This is a genomic window from Jonesia quinghaiensis DSM 15701 (assembly GCF_000423205.1).
GTDB classification, from domain to species: Bacteria; Actinomycetota; Actinomycetes; order Actinomycetales; family Cellulomonadaceae; genus Jonesia; species Jonesia quinghaiensis.
The window spans coordinates 615,326-632,453 of sequence record NZ_AUHN01000004.1; the positions used below are offsets into that span (position 1 = coordinate 615,326).

Annotated in this window: 16 protein-coding genes and 1 tRNA gene; 12 read left to right on the forward strand and 5 right to left on the reverse strand. The window is 56.5% G+C overall.

Annotated elements, in window-relative coordinates; genetic code table 11:
- Window positions 1-35 precede the first annotated feature (35 nt).
- Window positions 36-671: a TetR/AcrR family transcriptional regulator gene (locus G538_RS0102945; protein WP_029068135.1), complete on the reverse strand. Its 636-nt coding sequence runs from the start codon at window positions 669-671 to the stop codon at window positions 36-38.
- A 164-nt stretch (window positions 672-835) separates the two neighbouring features.
- On the opposite strand from G538_RS0102945, the gene G538_RS0102950 reads away from it, so the two are divergent.
- Window positions 836-1,711, forward strand: a complete 876-nt coding sequence (locus G538_RS0102950) for a hypothetical protein (RefSeq protein WP_029068136.1) — start codon at window positions 836-838, stop codon at window positions 1,709-1,711.
- Between the two features lie 572 nt (window positions 1,712-2,283).
- On the opposite strand, the gene G538_RS0102960 is transcribed toward G538_RS0102950, so the two are convergent.
- A complete protein-coding gene (locus G538_RS0102960; protein ID WP_029068137.1) occupies window positions 2,284-2,808 on the reverse strand; it encodes a DUF4395 domain-containing protein in 525 nt (174 codons plus the stop codon).
- Window positions 2,809-2,928: 120 nt separating this feature from the next.
- Window positions 2,929-3,002 (reverse strand) — tRNA-Gly (locus tag G538_RS0102965).
- 261 nt (window positions 3,003-3,263) lie between these two features.
- On the opposite strand from G538_RS0102965, the gene dcd reads away from it, so the two are divergent.
- The 8 genes from dcd (at window position 3,264) to mnhG (ending at window position 11,481) form a co-directional block, all read left to right on the forward strand.
- A complete protein-coding gene (gene dcd, locus G538_RS0102970) occupies window positions 3,264-3,839 on the forward strand; it encodes a dCTP deaminase (protein ID WP_029068138.1) in 576 nt (191 codons plus the stop codon).
- 28 nt (window positions 3,840-3,867) lie between these two features.
- Window positions 3,868-5,019, forward strand: a complete 1,152-nt coding sequence (locus G538_RS0102975; protein WP_029068139.1) for a hypothetical protein — start codon at window positions 3,868-3,870, stop codon at window positions 5,017-5,019.
- Between the two features lie 77 nt (window positions 5,020-5,096).
- A complete protein-coding gene (locus G538_RS0102980) occupies window positions 5,097-8,108 on the forward strand; it encodes a Na+/H+ antiporter subunit A (RefSeq protein ID WP_029068140.1) in 3,012 nt (1,003 codons plus the stop codon).
- On the forward strand, window positions 8,105-8,581 hold the full coding sequence (locus tag G538_RS0102985) for a Na(+)/H(+) antiporter subunit C (protein WP_029068141.1): 477 nt from the start codon (window positions 8,105-8,107) through the stop codon (window positions 8,579-8,581). Before G538_RS0102980 ends, G538_RS0102985 begins: the two co-directional genes overlap by 4 nt.
- Window positions 8,578-10,170 (forward strand): Na+/H+ antiporter subunit D, encoded by a 1,593-nt coding sequence (locus G538_RS0102990; RefSeq protein ID WP_029068142.1) that lies wholly within the window; start codon window positions 8,578-8,580, stop codon window positions 10,168-10,170. The genes G538_RS0102985 and G538_RS0102990 overlap by 4 nt, the downstream gene beginning before the upstream one ends.
- Complete coding sequence (locus G538_RS14805; RefSeq protein ID WP_051196502.1) at window positions 10,167-10,748, forward strand: Na+/H+ antiporter subunit E; 582 nt, start codon at window positions 10,167-10,169, stop codon at window positions 10,746-10,748. The genes G538_RS0102990 and G538_RS14805 overlap by 4 nt, the downstream gene beginning before the upstream one ends.
- The gene (locus tag G538_RS0103000; protein WP_245566772.1) at window positions 10,745-11,104 is read left to right on the forward strand and encodes an MrpF/PhaF family protein; all 360 of its coding nucleotides are present in this window, start codon (window positions 10,745-10,747) and stop codon (window positions 11,102-11,104) included. Before G538_RS14805 ends, G538_RS0103000 begins: the two co-directional genes overlap by 4 nt.
- Window positions 11,101-11,481, forward strand: a complete 381-nt coding sequence (gene mnhG / locus G538_RS14810; protein WP_035832799.1) for a monovalent cation/H(+) antiporter subunit G — start codon at window positions 11,101-11,103, stop codon at window positions 11,479-11,481. The genes G538_RS0103000 and mnhG overlap by 4 nt, the downstream gene beginning before the upstream one ends.
- 2 nt (window positions 11,482-11,483) lie before the next feature.
- On the opposite strand, the gene G538_RS0103010 is transcribed toward mnhG, so the two are convergent.
- The gene (locus tag G538_RS0103010; protein WP_029068144.1) at window positions 11,484-12,473 is read right to left on the reverse strand and encodes an alpha/beta hydrolase; all 990 of its coding nucleotides are present in this window, start codon (window positions 12,471-12,473) and stop codon (window positions 11,484-11,486) included.
- Window positions 12,470-13,492: an LppM family (lipo)protein gene (locus tag G538_RS0103015; protein WP_157544275.1), complete on the reverse strand. Its 1,023-nt coding sequence runs from the start codon at window positions 13,490-13,492 to the stop codon at window positions 12,470-12,472. The genes G538_RS0103010 and G538_RS0103015 overlap by 4 nt, the downstream gene beginning before the upstream one ends.
- Between G538_RS0103015 and G538_RS17890 the strand changes: the two genes are divergently transcribed.
- The 3 genes from G538_RS17890 (at window position 13,491) to G538_RS14815 (ending at window position 17,099) form a co-directional block, all read left to right on the forward strand.
- The gene (locus G538_RS17890; RefSeq protein WP_157544276.1) at window positions 13,491-13,658 is read left to right on the forward strand and encodes a hypothetical protein; all 168 of its coding nucleotides are present in this window, start codon (window positions 13,491-13,493) and stop codon (window positions 13,656-13,658) included. The genes G538_RS0103015 and G538_RS17890 overlap by 2 nt on opposite strands.
- Before the next feature lie 76 nt (window positions 13,659-13,734).
- Entirely contained in the window at window positions 13,735-16,329 is a 2,595-nt protein-coding gene (clpB, locus tag G538_RS0103020; protein ID WP_029068146.1) for an ATP-dependent chaperone ClpB, read from the forward strand.
- A gap of 161 nt (window positions 16,330-16,490) precedes the next feature.
- Window positions 16,491-17,099 carry a TetR/AcrR family transcriptional regulator gene (locus tag G538_RS14815; RefSeq protein WP_035832803.1) on the forward strand — a complete coding sequence of 203 codons (609 nt, stop codon included), beginning with the start codon at window positions 16,491-16,493 and terminating at the stop codon, window positions 17,097-17,099.
- Window positions 17,100-17,128: the final 29 nt, after the last annotated feature.

A 17,128-nucleotide genomic window follows, 5' to 3' on the forward strand; every position in this document is an offset into this window, starting at 1 on the left:
TCCTTTGATGCCGATGCCCGCCTAGTGGGTAGTGGTTATCCCCAGTTGGGAGCGCGCTTCGGGAAGCCGGTTGGCGCGGGAATGCGTGCCCCAACTGCTCGGAGGACAAAGAGTTCTGTGGCTGCGATGACGCGGTCACGGGCGGGTTGTTCCTCGGGGAAAAGTTTGCCGGAGAGGCAAGAGTTCACCAGTGTGACGGTCGTGTCGATGTCTTGTTCAGGGAATTCACCGAGTTCAATCCCTGAGGTGATGATCTCTTTGAGGGTGTTTTCGATGATCGTGACATGCTCGCGGAGGCGTTGTGCGGCACCGCGAGATAGGACGCTGCGTAGCTCTACTCCTGGTGTCACGTGGAATACTCGGGTGAGCCGGGCTTGGGCTTGAATGTAGGCCCGTAGCCTGTCAACGGGGTTGCGAATGTCGCGGATTGACCGTTGGAGATTCTCAACATAACTTGTGGTTTCGTGCTGGATATAGCCAAGAAGCAACGCTTCTTTGTCGGCAAAGTGGTTGTAGACAGCTGTGCGACCCACCCCGGCAGCTTGGGCGATTTCCGCAAACGATATGGCGTCAAAGCCGCGCTCTTCCATGAGCGTGGCGAGAGCTGTGAAGAGTCGTTGGCGTGTCTGCTCGCGGTGTTCGTGGAGAGATCCCCCAATAATCTTCGGCATTCTGACATCATGCCATAGAAGCGTCACTTAACGGTGGGCCCTACGTCCTATGAGACGCCTGCTGTTTGCTCAATGAGAACAAAACGGAAGCATCGTCGAAACACGGTTGAATCATTGCGGAGATATGGTCACATCACGCTGTGAACTCGACGGAAGGGCCGCAGATGACCGCGTATCTCATGTACCTCCCGCAGCGCACTGACATGTTCTCTGCTGCCCGGGCCTGGTTCGAGGATGCAACAGTGCGCAGCGACGCATCTGCATTTGCTGGGGCAAACCAACTCGTGGGCGCACGCTTCCGCGGTGTCACCAAGAAATCTGATGGCCACGACACGGTGAGCGAATGGACCATTTCAGGGTACCGAATCATTGGCGGATACCCCATCCACAACAGCACCCGACAACACATCTTTGTTGTTCTTGCACAAGACCCAGAAGCTGATAACAGTGTCATCGAAGCATGGGTTACCGCAGTGTCGCGGCACTGGGGCGGAAGCTGTGTCCGTGTCGCAGCACCAGCTTTTGATGCCCCGCATGCTGATATTGGCGCCTGGGTAGCCGCAATGCATGAAGCGATAACTGACGATATGCGGTTCACGCCTGACCCGCTAGAAAAAATCACCTCGACCCTTTACTCGCCCACCTTGCTGGAGGCCACTCGAGCTGCCGCATTCCTTCAACACGCAGGGTTACGTGTGGCACCAACCCGGCCTTGGGAAGACGGCATTAGCTACACCGTGGTGGGTGATACACAGTACGACGGTTCCATCAGTTTGTCCCTGACCCGAATTGTTGAAGAACCCTTGGCGCTTCGTGCGCTGGAATGGCGAGAGTACGGACCGTTTGCTTACACACTGACGTGGATTCCTGAGCCCACCCTTGCAGTGGGGGCCGGGCAAGAAGGTGACCACGACATGTTGTACGTGATGACTCGCAAGAGGATTGTGCCTACGGTCCAACTCATCACAAGCCGCCTCACGGAAGCCTGCACTGGCACAGTGCTGAGCGCAGACGGTTTTATTCGGCTACCTTCCCAGTAGTAAGGGACGGTTATTCACAGAGTTATCCACAGGCCTGTCGCAAGTCTGTGGATTGTGTGGGGATAACTGTGGACAACATGGGGATGGTTCTGTGGAAAGCCACGCCAAAACCGTGGAAAGCTTGAGTTCCTGCGGCAAACACCCCATGACTTGTCCACAGTGTTGTCCACAACATTGGGGTTTTCCACCGCTTGTGTAGGTGGGTGCGGGGCGCTATGCACAGGGTTATCCACACCCTATCCACAGCAGATGTCGTGGCTGTGGAAACGCTAACCACAACATGTTGTGTTGCTCAGCGAGTTCCCAGAATCGCAAGATCCTTAACGGGTGAAACATGTGTGACGCGTTTGGAGCTATCCACAGATGCCCACAGGTGCTCAGTCGCTGTGGATAAGCGACGCCCCACCCGTGCCGACCCCGCCTTACTTCAGCCCGTCTCACCCCCGCCTGTCTCCCGAGATCCTAGATCTCGGTCTGACATCCTATGCGGGGGTAAGGAACTCACGCCGAAATCTAGGATCTCGGCGTGGGTGCGTGGGTGCGTGGGTGCGTGGGTGCGTGGGTGCGTGGGGCTAGTTGGAGCGAGGGCGCGGGTCTTGCGCGATGGCATCCTGATTCTGTGGGTAGCGCAACGCAACGTTGTTGCAGGCCTCGCAAATGTCGTCAGGGATGACGCCCCACGCCTGCAGGTACCCGAAAATCCAGCAACCTAGGCAGAAGCCCACGAACGCTTCAAGGCTCGCGGCGACTACGAGCATCGTGAGGAGAACCCAGGCAGCGGTATCAGCGCCAAGGAGAAGGCAGATCACTGCCGCCGAGGTGAGCACCGCACCAATGCCTTGGGCGAACCTTTTGGGTGGGCCGGGCACAAAGCGCGGCATGCCGAGGCGCGGCGCGATCACTCGTTGGGCGAGGAACCCCAGTGGTGATAGGCGTGGGCCGGCGAGGAGCCGCCCGATGAAACCTGCAGCAAGGACCCACACGAGCGGTTCGACTCGAAAAAGTAGAGCGATGACGCTCATCGTCACGACACCCGCAGCGACAGTTCGAGCTGCGAGCTCGTTCACTGGGTTGGGGAAGGAGAAGAAAGAGCGCATGGAGTCATTGTGCGGCTGCTTGGGCGCAACAGCAATGGCTACGCTGTGTGATTCCACTCTGTGGAGAAATGTCACGCTTGAATAAGCGGGATTGCCAAGATGGCCGCAATATTCATGAGATGGAGCGGATGACGGGAATCGAACCCGCGCTATCAGCTTGGGAAGCTGAAGTTCTACCATTGAACTACATCCGCGCGCTAACCTTCGGTTGTTTCACCGGCGGTTGTGCACCCTCCATTTCTACCACTATCTGCAGGCGAAATCGAACTGCGCCGTGTTGTGGCTGGAGTGGTGTGTGGTTCATGTGACCGTGCTGGTTCAGGAGGGGCCACTGCAACCCATAGGGCACTGTCCAACCGTGCGCTCAGGTGCGCTACCCTACTCGTAGGGAGCACTCGGCGGGATGTCAGACCTTGCATTTTCGCCAACCATAACGAGACGAGACGGTGAGCGGCGTGTTGTTATCCGACCGGGATATTCGTGACCAGATCCACAATGGTCGAGTCGGGGTGGAGCCCCATGAACCCTCGATGATCCAACCGTCGAGTATCGATGTACGCCTGGACCGGTATTTTCGTCTCTTTGATAACCACAAGTACCCCTACATTGATCCTGCCGCTGAACAATCGGAACTGACTCGGCTTGTTGAGGTCGCAAAGGGCCAACCATTCATCTTGCACCCCGGTGAGTTTGTGTTGGCGTCCACCTTCGAAGTGGTGACGCTCCCCAATGACATTGCCGCTCGCCTCGAAGGTAAGTCCTCGTTGGGCCGGTTGGGGTTGCTGACGCACTCAACTGCAGGCTTCATTGATCCCGGGTTTTCCGGCCATGTCACATTGGAACTTTCCAACGTGGCGACGTTGCCCATTTTGTTGTGGCCTGGGATGAAGATCGGGCAGTTGTGTTTCTTTGAATTGTCTTCGGAAGCTGAACACCCCTATGGTTCGGAAGTTTATGGTTCGCGCTACCACGGACAGCGCGGGCCAACTGCTTCGAGGTCTTTCATGAACTTCTATAAGTCCGACGTCTAAACCAACAGACAAGATACTCACTCTCCACATGACCGAATCGACCGCTCACATCGCCATGGACTGCGCCCCACTTCCCGCGTTACTTGCTCACGGGGAACGCCAAAAGGAAGTCACCCATTTCCTTGCTTTACCGGACTTTGTTGACCCCGCCGACTTAGAGTTCCTTATCCAGTCTAGGGCGCCAAGGGCTGCTTGGGAGGTTCTGCCACAGGAAGAGGCAGTACCTCAAGGGGTGCGGTTGCGTCCCGGTGTTTTGCGGATTTCTGCGCGCACCGTGGTGCATGGCCCCTATGCTCCGCTTGCTGGCGCTGAGGATGGCACTGTTGTGGCGCATCCGGCTGCTTTTGGTAGCACCGCCCAGTTTGTGTACGCCATGACGACGTTGCGCGAGCGTGGCGATGTGCCGTTAGAGGGTGTGGGCGACCGAGATGGTATTGCGCGGATTTTCGCTGAGGGTTTGCCGATGCGTGAGGAAGGCCGGCAAATTTCGCTCCTTATTGCTTTGGCTCGGTTGTTGGAGGGCACTGCGCACTGTGAGGCTGTGACTCCTCCGGCGCGTCGGGTGCCTAGCCGTGAGGATGACGCGTCGCGTTACCGCTCTGTTGCACCTGATGCCAAGGCGAATGTGAACCTCACGTTGTATTCCGATGTGTGGCTTGAGCCGGCTGCGGCGTTGCGTCTTGCGCAGGTTTCTGTGCCCGCCATGGTGTACATGCCCACGGATGCGCCGTGGGATGGGCCGGTTGATGCCCCTGATGTGATCCGGCAAGGCAGCCCGTTAAGCGACGATCTTATTGCGCTGATTCACCGTAATGCTGATCAAACGGATATGCAGGCGATGCAGGAGCCGGAGGAGCGTTCCGCGTACGGAATGGTTTATGAGGCACCTGGTGGCAACCTTGTCACGGTGGAAGTTGCGGGTATTGACGTGGTTCCGCCGGTCCTTGATGGGTTGGACTGGGTGACGGGTGGTGTCATTGAGTATCGGTTTGCGTGGACTCCAGATGACCTCGTTGATTGGCAGCGTGAGAGCCCGTCGTTTGAGTTGCGCAAACATCGCACTCGAATGGCTGGGGTGATTGCTACGTTGGCTCGTGATTTTTATGCTGCAGTTGCTGGTGAAGTGGTGGATCATGATGGTTTTCTCAAGGATCCGACACAACTACGTTCAGGTAGATGAAGCGTCAAGGGTTCTCCCTTTGCTATCCTAGACCTCGAGGTTGAACAATATCCGCCCACCTCGAGGACGGAGAGCACATGCTGCAACTGCTTATTTTTCATGCGGTTCTTGCAGTCATAGCGCCCCTCATTGTTCACCGATTCGGTCGTCAGGCATTTCTTGTTGCGGCACTCGCTCCGGCGAGTGCCTTTGTGTATGCACTGTGGTCAACTCCCGCTGTTCTGGCAGGTAACGGGCCACAGAGTGTCATTCCGTGGGTTCCAGCTTTGGGGTTGGAAATCGCGTTGCGGATGGACACTCTGTCGTGGCTGATGCTGCTCATTGTGAGTGGTGTTGGTGTAGGTGTCTTCATCTACTGCAGTGCATATTTTTCACGAGATGCTAGTGGTCTGAGTCGGTTCACAGGGGTCTTGACTGGTTTTGCCGGGTCTATGGTCGGCCTTGTCTTGGCTGACGACCTGATGCTGCTGTTTATTTTTTGGGAACTGACGACAGTCTTCTCGTATGTGTTGATTGGGCACTACTTCGATCGCAAAACGTCTCGCCGCGCCGCAATGCAAGCGATCATGGTGACAACTGCAGGTGGCCTGACGATGCTCGTTGGCATCGTGATCCTTGGCGTGATGTCGCCTGGTGGTTTCAGGATTTCTGCGTTGTTGGCTGATCCGCCATCTGGTGGGCTCATAACGGCCGCTGCGGTGTGCCTTTTTGTGGGGGCTGCCAGTAAATCTGCGTTGATTCCTACCCACTTTTGGTTGCCTGGTGCGATGGCTGCGCCCACCCCGGTGTCAGCGTATTTGCACGCGGCGGCCATGGTGAAAGCTGGTGTTTATCTCATTGCGCGTTTTACACCTATCTTCTCCACGCTGACAGTCTGGACGTGGCTGGTCATTGTGTTGGGTGGGGGAACACTCCTGCTTGGTGGGTATCGCGCACTGCGTCAGCACGACCTCAAACTTGTCCTCGCGTATGGCACGGTGTCCCAGTTGGGGCTCATTATTCTCATCACCGGGTTGGGTACTCAGGCCGCAGCGCTTGCGGGAGTCACGATGATCCTGGGACATGCGCTGTTTAAGGCTGCTTTGTTCCTCACCATTGGTGTTATCGATGCTGCTACTGGTACTCGTGACCTGCGTAGGCTCTCGGGGTTAGGTAGAGCTATGCCTACCGTGGCTGTGACCGGGGCGTTGGCAACTGCATCGATGATCGGTTTCCCGCCCTTCCTTGGGTATGTGGCTAAAGAAGCCGCATTAGAAGGCCTGGTCCATGACGGGGTGCCGGGGCAGCCTAGTTGGGTTGCGATTCTTGTCATTGCCCTGATTACTTGCGGGTCTATTCTGACCGTGGCTTATGGCGCGCGGTTTGTGTGGGGTGCGTTTGCCACAAAGACCCGACAATCTGTCATTCCTATTCCGGCTACTACTGCGGATGGCAGTCCAGCGGTCACGTCACTGGTTCGTAGTGAAGACATCACACACCCAACGTGGACATTGAAAGCACCGGGATTGGTGCTGGCTGTCTTGGGGTTGGTTGTGGGGGTTATGCCCAGCGCAGTGGAGAAGTATTTAGCGTCATATGCAGCCACAAGTTCTGTCGGTGACCCGGGTCACCTCACGTTGTGGGCAGGGTTTGGGATCCCGTTCTGGCTGACCCTTACCATTTTGGGGCTTGGGGCGGGGTTATTCTTCGCTCGTCGGACGGTGGAATCCTTCCAAGCAGCGGTACCAAATGCTCAAGACACCGAACGTGCGTATCGGCGTTTCATGCGCGGGCTCGACAACCTGGCCGCTGACATTACTGCGTTTACGCAGCGTGGTTCGCTGCCGTACTACTTGTCGGTCATCTTGTTGTTTATGGTACTGACAGTCGGGTCGGCTTTAGTGTTCACCCAAGGTGACATGGTGGCCATCAAACTGTGGGATTCACCAGCGCAAGCTCTGGCTGTGTTGGTGATTATCCCTGCGGTCATTATGGTGTCGCGGGCACGCCGTCGTTTGAAGGCCATTGTCTTGATGGGCTTCGCCGGTTACTCCGTCGCCGCCCTGTTTTTGCTGCATGGTGCACCAGACCTTGCGTTGACTCAGGTGCTGGTGGAAACAGTCAGCATTGTGGTGATGGTTTTGGTGTTGCGTCGCCTTCCGCCGTACTTTTCCGATCGCCCACTGAAAACTTCGCGTTTCGCGCGGTTTGCTTTAGCCAGCGTGGTGGGTTTGATTGCTATGGGTCTCGCGGTGACTATCCCCAACGCACGCATCCATGAGTCGGTAACTGTGGATTATCCGCAGGAAGCGTATGAGTTTGGTGGCGGCAAAAACGTTGTGAACGTCGCCCTTGTGGATATGCGTGCCTGGGACACTGTCGGTGAGATTACGGTGTTGTTGGTTGCCGCGACAGGCGTTGCGTCGTTGATCTTCTTGTCTCGTAGGTCAGGGGACATTTACCGGCTGAATCAGTCACCCGAGGTCATAGAAAGCCAGCAGGTGTGGAGTTCGGGTTCTGTGCCAGGGCCTGCCGCCCACGCTGCACAGGAGTCATTCTCTGAGTTGGTGACAACAACGGGTGCCACCCAATTGCGCAGCGGCGCACGATTCCGCAAGTGGATTCGTGCCGGTCAGACGCTTGCGCCTCAGCGCCGCTCCATCATTTTTGAGGTTGTGGCGAGGCTCCTCTTCCACTCGATGATCATTTTCGCGTTGTTCCTGTTGTTCTCTGGACACAACGCGCCTGGCGGTGGTTTCGCTGCTGGTCTCGTCGTTGGTATTGCACTAATTGTTCGCTATCTTGCCGGTGGGCGTTACGAACTAGGTGAGGCAGCCCCCGTCAATGCTGGTGTTTTGCTGGGCCTAGGCCTGTTCTTGTCAGCAGGCGTGGGCTTGCTGGGAATTGTGCTCGGCGGGGAAGTTTTGCAGTCGGTCATCATCGAATTTACTGTGCCAATTTTGGGGGATATCAAGTTCATTTCCACCCTGTTCTTCGACATTGGGGTTTTCCTTCTCGTCATTGGGTTGGTGCTCGATGTGCTGCGGTCGCTGGGAGCGGAAATTGACACACATATCGATTCACTTGGTGAGGAAGGGGCGCGACGATGATTGATACAACACCGTCCCTCATGCTTGTTATCGCTGTGGGTGCTTTCTTCATTTCTGGTGTGTACCTCGTGTTGGAACGCACCCTTACCCGGGTGCTTCTTGGTGTCATTCTCATCTCGAATGGGGTGAACCTGTTGCTGCTTATTTCTGGCGGGAGAGCCGGTGGCGCGCCAATTGTGGGGGTGACCCCGGACGAGGACATGGCTGATCCGCTTGCTCAGTTCATGATTCTCACGGCCATTGTGATTACGTTCGGGTTGACGGCTTTCATCTTGGCGATGGCTTACCGGTCGTGGCAGATGTTGGGGCATGACGAGGTCCAAGATGACCTCGAAGACCGCAGGATCGCGCGCCTTGCGGCTCGCAATGCGCCAACTGTTGAGGGTAGTGACACCTCGGATGTGACGGACATATCTGTGGATGATGAGGCGTCTGCTGCTCGCGATGACATTGCGGATGGGAGGACCCCATGAGCTCATACACATGGTTGGTTCCCCTCCCAGTGATGATCCCACTGTTTGCGGCTGGGCTTGCGTTAGCGTTGTATCGCAGGCCGCGACTTCAGCAGGGTATTTCTGTGACGGCGTTGACTCTGATGTTGGGGTTCTCCGCGTGGCTGATGGTGGTTGTTGATAGCGGCCCTGTTGTGGTTAATGCAGGTGAATGGGCGGCCCCTGTGGGGGTGGCTTTAGTCGGTGACCGGTTATCGGCGTTGATGTTGACGGTGTCCTCGGCTGTTTTGCTGTGCGTGTTGCTTTACTCCCTGGGGCAGGGGGTGAGCGACGGTTCGGAAAAAGCCCCGGTGTCTATTTATCACCCGACGTATTTGGCGTTGGCTGCCGGTGTGTCCAACGCTTTCCTCGCGGGTGATTTGTTCAACCTGTATGTCGGGTTTGAGATTCTGCTTGTTGCTTCCTACGTGTTGTTGACGTTGGGAGGGACCTTCGAGCGTATTCGCGCTGGCGCAATTTATGTCGTGGTTGGGCTGCTGTCATCGTTGATTTTCTTGACCGCTGTGGCGATGATTTATGCGGCGACAGGCACAGTGAATCTGGCGCAGTTAAGCGTGCGTTTGCAAGAGATAGACCCGGGTACCGCCTTGGTGCTGCAGATTTTGCTTCTTCTCGGTTTCGCAATCAAGGCCGCTATTTTCCCGTTGTCTTCGTGGCTCCCTGACTCTTACCCCACGGCTCCCGCCCCGGTGACGGCTGTCTTCGCTGGGTTGCTGACCAAAGTTGGTGTGTACTCGATTATGCGCACACAGACTCTTTTGTTCCCAGATGGCAGGCTGAACGATGTTCTTATGTGGCTGGCGCTCGCCACTATGCTCATTGGCATTATGGGTGCGGTAGCTCAAAACGACATTAAACGTCTGTTGAGTTTTACGTTGGTCAGCCACATTGGGTACATGATTTTCGGTATTGCTTTGGGCTCACGCATTGGTTTGGGTGCTGCGATCTTCTACGTTGCCCACCACATCACCGTGCAAACCACGTTGTTCTTGATTGTTGGGTTGATTGAGCGCCGTGGTGGTACCACCTCGTTGGCGAAACTCGGTGGCTTGGCAAAAATTGCGCCAGGGCTGTCGATTTTGTTCTTTATCCCAGCGATGAATCTCGCTGGGATTCCACCGTTCTCGGGGTTCTTGGGGAAAGTGGGGCTTCTTGAGGCTGGTGTTGCCCAAGATCGTTGGTTGGCGTGGGTGTTGGTCATTGGGTCGGTTGTTGCGTCCCTTTTGACTCTGTATGCCATCGTCAAAGCGTGGAATAAGGCTTTTTGGCAGCCGGCCCCTGATGATGTTCCCGATGTAAAACTTCCTGCCACAATGGTTGGTCCGGCGACTGCGTTGATGGTGTTGACGTTGGCGATCACAGTTTTTGCTGGTCCGTTGTATGACTACACCAACCGGGCAGCAACAACCATGATGGAGCCGGATAATTACGTGAACGCGGTGCTCTCTGGGGAGGGCCGTGGTGATGGAGAATCTACGGACAAGGATGGCCCGGAGCGGGTTGATGACTCTGAGCTCAGCGATGATGGTCAGGAAGGGGTGGTCCGGTGAAACGATCATTCCGGTCGATTCAATGGCCAGCGGTTTTCTGGCTGACGATTGTGTGGGTCTTGTTGTGGGGTGACCTCTCGGCGGCCAATGTGTTGGGTGGTGCCGCACTGGGGATCCTCATCATGGTGGTTTTCCCGTTGCCGAGCATCGATTATGCGGGCCGGTTCCGTCCCGTCTATGTGATTGCGTTGTTTGTGTCGTTCCTTCGGGAATTGGTGGTGGCTTCTTTTCAGGTGGCGTGGTTGGCGTTGCGGGTGAACCACCAGCCCAGGAGTGCGGTGGTGCGGGTCAAGCTCCGGTCTACCTCTGATTTGTACCTGACTCTCACAGCTGAGATGAGCAGCCTTGTCCCAGGGTCCCTGGTCATTGAAGCGCACCGTCTGACGTCGACTCTGTACTTGCATGTGCTTGATATTGATCATTCTGGTGGGGCTGATGCTGTGCGAGATCACGTGTTGGTTCTTGAGGAACGCGTACTGAAAGCTTTGGCTTCAGACCAGGAACTTGCCGATGCTGGGGTGTCACTTCGGCGGCGTCGGGGTGCTGATCCAGCGTTGAATGAGGGGGAGGCGTCATGATCACACTTGTGATGAACATTGTTTTTGCTGTGTGCGCTCTGATGCTTGCGGCGGCAGGGATTATGGCGTTGCTTCGGGCTGAAAAGGGCCCAACGATGCTGAATCGAACACTTGCTTTGGATGTTTTTGCCACAGTCATCATTGGGGGCATTGCGTTGGAAGCGGCGTATTCTCGCCGTACAGATACGTTGCCGATTCTTGTGGTGCTGTCGCTCGTCGGGTTTGTCGGGTCCGTGACGATCGCTCGTTTCGCATCACGTGAACCAGTGGAGGAACGCCGGGTCCTCACCGCGGCGGAAATTGCTCGTGATGAGGAATTGCGGCGTAAACGACAAGAACAGGAGGAGCAGTCATGATGCTAGGACTCGTTGCTGATGTTCTTGCAGTTGTGTGCCTCTTACTCGGTGCCTTTTTGACCTTCGCAGCGGGGATAGGTGTGCTCCGATTCCCAGACCTTCTGATGAGAATGCACGCAGCAACGAAGCCTCAAGTGTTGGGGCTGATCCTTATGCTGACCGCCGAGGCGTTGCGTGTCAGGAGTTGGGGAGTAGTGGGGTTGCTTGCACTGATCATCATTTTCCAGTTGTTCACAGCGCCCGTGGCTGCTCACATGGTGGGGCGTGCGGGGTACCGCACGGGCCAGTACAACCGTGACCTGCTGGAACGCGATGAGTTACATGATGATCTGCAGCAAGCATCGAAAGATGTACAGAACAGAAAGTCCTCGCCGTAGCGTTATTCTCCCGTGGGGGCGGCTAGTTCTTTTTCACGGAGCCACGCACCGATGTGGTGAAAGTATTCAGCTCTGGCGGTTGGCCCGGACAGCGACAAATCGTGTGTGCCACCCTCTATTTGGGCGATAGTGACGTCTTCTCCGAGACGCTGAGCACCGGTGACAATGTGGTCAATGTTCAACACAGAATCTGTGGTGAGTAGTTCATTGTGGAACCGGGTCGCGTCCCCACTGCGGGTGGAGCACAGCACAAGCACGGGCATCGGGAGGGTAAGGCCGTGCCGTATTGCGGCGTGGCCTCGCCGAATCGCACTGAACCATCCGGCGCGTACGGGAAAGCCCTCGTGAGGTTTGAGGTCAAGATCGTAGGTCCACTGGCCACCGGTGTCGATGTGCAGGGCAGCACCGTAGTGCGGTGCGAGAGAACCGACTGGCAGGTGCGGCGCAATTTTCCCCAATGCGCTCACAAGCGTGGTGCCAATGGTGCGCAAGAACCACGGTTTGTTGAGGTCGAACCAGGGCGAGTTGAGGATCAGACCGTCGATGCCGGTGGTTGCGTTGGCCCACAGCGCCGCGATAAGTCCTCCAGTTGAATGCCCCAGCACGATGAGCTCGTCATGGTTGTCGACGTCGCGGATGATGGTTTTTGCCATCTCCAGTTCTGTGCGGTGTTGGGCGAGTTCTGTGACGTAGTTTGGGGTTTGCCCTTCGCGCAGGGACCGACCGTATTTGCGCAGGTCGATGGCGTAGAAATCGAAGCCTAAATTTTCGAAAGCTTCGGCTTGGTGTTCTTGGAAGAAGTAGTCCACAAACCCGTGTATGTAGAGCACTGCTCGCCCATGTTGTGGCCCAGAAGAGCGGCGCACCAGTGTTGCGGTGACTGGGCCTTCGTCGTCGTGGCCGAGGTCAAGGTCTTGTGCTTGCCAAGCATCACCGAGGATGTCGCGGTGCCACGTTTTGGGTGAGGTGTCAGATGTGCTGGGTGAGGTCATCGTCCTGTTTCTTCAGGTGGGGCTGGTGGCGCGGGCGGGTTTTGCGGGGGTGCGGGTGGCTGGTACGGAGATTGTTGTTGCTGAGGTGCTGGTGGCGGGGCACTGTGCCCAGTCTGCGCCGGTGGCGCAGGTGCGTACGGTAAGGGCGTTCCGGGGCCGGAACCGCGGTGTGGTCCTGTTTCGGAGTTGCGAGTCTGCTGTTCAGTGTCTTTTTTACGACTGCGTGATACAACTGCCACAATAATCCCGATGAGCACTGCGAGAAGAATCAGCAATGTCACTAACAAAACGATCAACCAGGTGGGGACACCACTGTCGTCATCGGTCGTGTCATCGATGTCAGCGTTGGGCGTTGTTGCTGGTTCTTCGGTGGGGTCGTCGGTTGGTTCTGCTGGTTCTTCGGTGGGTTCTTCTGTGGGCTCTGGGGCCGCGCCGTTGGGCAGTGCGCTTGCTCGCGCGGTCATGATGAGATCTTCGCCTGGTGTGTAGTTCCAGGTGACAGTGTTGCCGTTGACGGTTCCGTTGGATTCTACAACTTCACCGGGGAAGGTGAAGGTGAAGCTGACGTCTGCACTGTCAATGATTGCCTGGTCCAGGCCTTGGGCTTCAGCGTCTGGGAGGATGTCTTCAAAGATGCCGTCAACCACATACGTGTCGCCGTCACGGATAACCGACATGGTGGGGTTGTTGAGGGTGTCGTTGAGCGGAGTGGCATCGTAAAAGTAGCGAGTGCCGGTGTACCCGTCTTCTTGGTAGGCCTCTTGGGATGAGGCGTTGTTGAAGTTGTTACCCCCGCTTCCACTGCCGTCTGCGTTGGAACCGTCTTCAAGTTCCATGGCTTCGAGGAGTTCTTCCGTGGTCATGCCTAGCATTTCAGCGAGTTGATCGGACACCGCGAACACAACATTGCCTGATGCTGTGTCATCTTCGTGGATTTCCATATTGACCTGCATGCGTACGCACCCTGATAGGGCAAAAGCGAGTATGCCAACTAGTGCTATTCGCAGGGTGTTCTTCATGGCTACGCCTATCTTCTGGCTGGTGCTGTGGGGTGAGGTGTTCTCTTTTCAGGCTAGCGATACTGTTCCTGTTGTGCCGCCCGGTGGGCGTGCGATTCTGTGTTTCTCCGAAGTTCACCTGCTGAGGGGTGCGGAATTTCCCGCGACTCTACCTTTGGCATCGTAAAGTTGAGTGGAATAGACTCAACTTTGAAGCAGTTCTTCTCTATAGATGCAGAAACACCGCAGGGAAAGAGAAAGCTATGGAACCGAAAAACACATCAATGTCCCAACAAGCACTGAGCGACGCCATTCAGAGCGCCTCAGCTGCCACCAACCCACAGGTTGAAACCCTCCACTTGCTGAACGCGCTCCTGCAACAGCAAGAAGGATTCGCCGTTGAACTCTTGCGTTTCGCCGGAGTGGACGTGCAAGCAATTGGTGCTGAGACGCGACGCGCACTAACCAACTTGCCCAGTGCCAGCGGCGCCAGTGTGTCAGAACCAACCGCAGCACACAGCCTAGGTATTGCACTACAGCGTGCACGCCAAGAAGCCGACAAAGCAGGGGACACCTATGTCTCCACTGAGCACCTTCTGCTCGGAATTGTCCAAGCCGGGTCATCCGCTGCAGACATCCTCACCCGCGCCGGGGCAACCTATGAGCGCCTAACCGAACACCTACCGCAGCTCCGGGCAGCCAAAGACTCCCAGTCCGCTAATCCCGAGGGCAGCTACAAAGCACTCGAAAAATACGGTATCGACCTCACCGCGGCAGCCCGAGAATCCTCCCTCGACCCCGTTATCGGACGAGACAGCGAGATCCGCAGGGTCATCCAAGTGCTGTCCCGGCGCACCAAAAACAACCCGGTACTCATTGGTGAACCAGGTGTAGGAAAAACCGCTGTTGTGGAGGGCCTTGCCCAGCGCATCGTGAAGAATGATGTGCCTGCTTCATTGCGCAACAAACGCCTCATCTCCCTTGACCTCACTGCCATGGTTGCTGGAGCTAAATACCGCGGCGACTTTGAAGAACGCCTCAAGTCTGTTCTTGACGAAATCAAGGGATCAGACGGGGAAGTCATCACCTTCATTGACGAAATCCACACCGTTGTTGGTGCAGGCGGCGGGTCAGAGGGGGCAATGGACGCGGGTAACATGCTCAAACCCATGCTGGCCCGCGGGGAACTGCGGCTCATCGGCGCGACAACACTGGATGAGTATCGCGAAAACATCGAAAAAGATCCTGCCCTGGAACGGCGTTTCCAACAGGTTTTTGTTGATGAGCCCTCCGTGGATGACACTGTGGCGATTTTGCGTGGCCTCAAGCCGCGCTACGAAGCACACCATGGTGTGGAAATTTCAGACGGTGCGCTTATTGCTGCCGCAACACTGTCACACCGGTACATCACAGGGCGCCGCATGCCCGACAAAGCGATCGACCTCATTGACGAAGCTGCGTCTCGCTTGCGGATGGAGATGGATTCCTCGCCAGTGGAAATTGACACCCTTGAGCGCACAATCGAGCGCCTCAAAATGGAAGAGATCGCGTTGCGGGAGTCTGACGCAACCTCCGCGCCGTCCCGGTTGGAAGAGGTCCAGGCATTGCTTGCCGATGCCGGTGAGCGCCTCGCGGCCCTCAACGCACGGTGGGAACGCGAACGCGGCGGCCTCAATCGTGCCGGTGACCTGAGGAAACACCTCGAAGAACTCCACGCCCAGGCGGAGCGAGCCCAACTTGAGGGTGACCTGGAAACGGCATCGCGCCTCCTGTACGGAGAGATCCCTGCTGCCCAGCGCGAGCTTGAGGAAGCTGTCAACGCGGAAGGGGCCTCTTCGAACGTGCCTGCTCACGAGAAACTTGTGGGTGAACGCGTTGATGCTCACGAAATCGCTGAGGTTGTTGAGGCGTGGACGGGTATCCCAGTGGGGCGTCTCTTGCAAGGTGAATCGGAAAAGCTTTTGCACATGGAGACACGCATTGGCGAACGTCTCATCGGTCAAGAACCAGCAGTAGCAACAGTGTCCGATGCTGTGCGGCGTTCCCGGGCTGGGGTCAGTGACCCGAACCGGCCCACCGGATCGTTCTTGTTCCTTGGTCCAACAGGTGTGGGAAAAACTGAGTTGGCCAAGGCTCTCGCGGAGTTTCTCTTCGATGATGAGCGTTCGATGGTCCGCATTGACATGTCGGAGTACGGAGAGAAGCACTCTGTTGCCCGGCTTGTTGGGTCTCCTCCAGGCTATGTGGGTTATGACGAGGGTGGTCAACTCACTGAAGCGGTGCGGCGTAGGCCTTACTCGGTGATTCTGCTGGATGAGGTGGAAAAGGCCCACCCGGAGGTTTTTGACATCCTCCTCCAGGTCCTTGATGATGGCCGGCTCACTGATGGGCAGGGGCGCACAGTCGATTTCCGGAACACCATTTTGGTGCTCACCTCGAACATCGGATCGCAGTTTTTGATTGACCCGCTCACTGACAGTGTTGCTAAGCGGGATTCGGTGATGGCGGCTGTGCGGGGCCATTTCAAGCCGGAGTTTTTGAACCGCCTGGACGATGTCGTGATGTTTGATCCGTTGACGTTGCCACAACTCACGGAGATTGTGGATCTTCAGGTTGCCGAGATCGCGCAACGGGTTGCGGACCGGCGAATGTCGGTTGAGGTCTCAGATGATGCGCGCCGCTGGCTCGCAGAGACAGGGTTTGACCCCATCTATGGTGCCCGACCGTTGCGTCGGTTGGTGCAGCGTGAGATTGGTGACCGGCTGGCTCGGCTCATTTTGTCTGGCGATGCCGTGGAAGGCTCGCGCGTGGTGGTGTCTGCGGGGGACAACGGGTTGGCAGTATCGGTGGGTCAGTAAGAACCGTGGCGCACTGTCTCTATGTCGCCGTATGGCTGTGACCTGCAGTGGGGTGTGGCATTCCCACACCCCACATTCAAAGTGGCGCGCATCACAAAACGTCATGCTTAAATGGGAGGAGCATCTTTCCATCTGAGCGGTATTCGAAGTGAGGTGCACTGATGGCTCAGTATGCACGGGGCAAAGCAAAAAAAGATGAAATCGTTCGTGAGGCGATGGCCGTCTTTGCCAAGCATGGGTATTACGAGGCATCACTGCGCGACATTTCAGCACGTGTAGGAATATCTCACCCCGGGTTGCTGCATCACTTCCCATCAAAAGGGCACCTGTTACAGGCTGTGCTTGATGCGCGTGACGCCGAGGACACGGCGATACTCATGCCGATGCTGGAGAGCGGGCACGACTACATTGATGCGGTAGTCAAACTGGTAGAGCACAACATGGAACGCCCCGGAATGGTGAGTTTGTTTTCCAAGTTGAGTGCAGAGGCTACGGATCCACAGCACCCGGCGCATGAGTACTTTGCGCGGCGGTATGAAAAGGTCTTGGAAGGCTACACGTTGTATTTTATGGAGTTGAACCGGCAGGGCCTGCTGTCACCGTCTGTTGATCCGACCGAAGCAGCTAAGACTTTTGTTGCATTGCTAGATGGTTTGCAAGTGCTGTGGTTGTACTCGTGGCGGTCGGGTGACCCGGATCGCAGAGTGGACATGCCACAGATCGTTCGCCGTTTTTTAACAACGTTGCAGGTCATCCCAGAAACAATTTAGGGCAGAAGGTGTGCGCGCACCTTCTGCCC

Bases quoted from the DNA above. Each gene is read 5' to 3' on its own strand.
- G538_RS0102945 (WP_029068135.1), bottom strand. From the start codon at position 671: ATGCCGAAGATTATTGGGGGATCTCTCCACGAACACCGCGAGCAGACA.
- G538_RS0103000 (WP_245566772.1), top strand. From the start codon at position 10,745: ATGATCACACTTGTGATGAACATTGTTTTTGCTGTGTGCGCTCTGATG.
- mnhG (WP_035832799.1), top strand. From the start codon at position 11,101: ATGATGCTAGGACTCGTTGCTGATGTTCTTGCAGTTGTGTGCCTCTTA.
- G538_RS0102990 (WP_029068142.1), top strand. From the start codon at position 8,578: ATGAGCTCATACACATGGTTGGTTCCCCTCCCAGTGATGATCCCACTG.
- G538_RS0102975 (WP_029068139.1), top strand. From the start codon at position 3,868: ATGACCGAATCGACCGCTCACATCGCCATGGACTGCGCCCCACTTCCC.
- G538_RS0102950 (WP_029068136.1), top strand. From the start codon at position 836: ATGACCGCGTATCTCATGTACCTCCCGCAGCGCACTGACATGTTCTCT.
- G538_RS0102960 (WP_029068137.1), bottom strand. From the start codon at position 2,808: ATGCGCTCTTTCTTCTCCTTCCCCAACCCAGTGAACGAGCTCGCAGCT.
- G538_RS0102980 (WP_029068140.1), top strand. From the start codon at position 5,097: ATGCTGCAACTGCTTATTTTTCATGCGGTTCTTGCAGTCATAGCGCCC.
- clpB (WP_029068146.1), top strand. From the start codon at position 13,735: ATGGAACCGAAAAACACATCAATGTCCCAACAAGCACTGAGCGACGCC.
- G538_RS17890 (WP_157544276.1), top strand. From the start codon at position 13,491: ATGGCTACGCCTATCTTCTGGCTGGTGCTGTGGGGTGAGGTGTTCTCT.
- G538_RS0103010 (WP_029068144.1), bottom strand. From the start codon at position 12,473: ATGACCTCACCCAGCACATCTGACACCTCACCCAAAACGTGGCACCGC.
- G538_RS0103015 (WP_157544275.1), bottom strand. From the start codon at position 13,492: ATGAAGAACACCCTGCGAATAGCACTAGTTGGCATACTCGCTTTTGCC.
- G538_RS14815 (WP_035832803.1), top strand. From the start codon at position 16,491: ATGGCTCAGTATGCACGGGGCAAAGCAAAAAAAGATGAAATCGTTCGT.
- G538_RS0102985 (WP_029068141.1), top strand. From the start codon at position 8,105: ATGATTGATACAACACCGTCCCTCATGCTTGTTATCGCTGTGGGTGCT.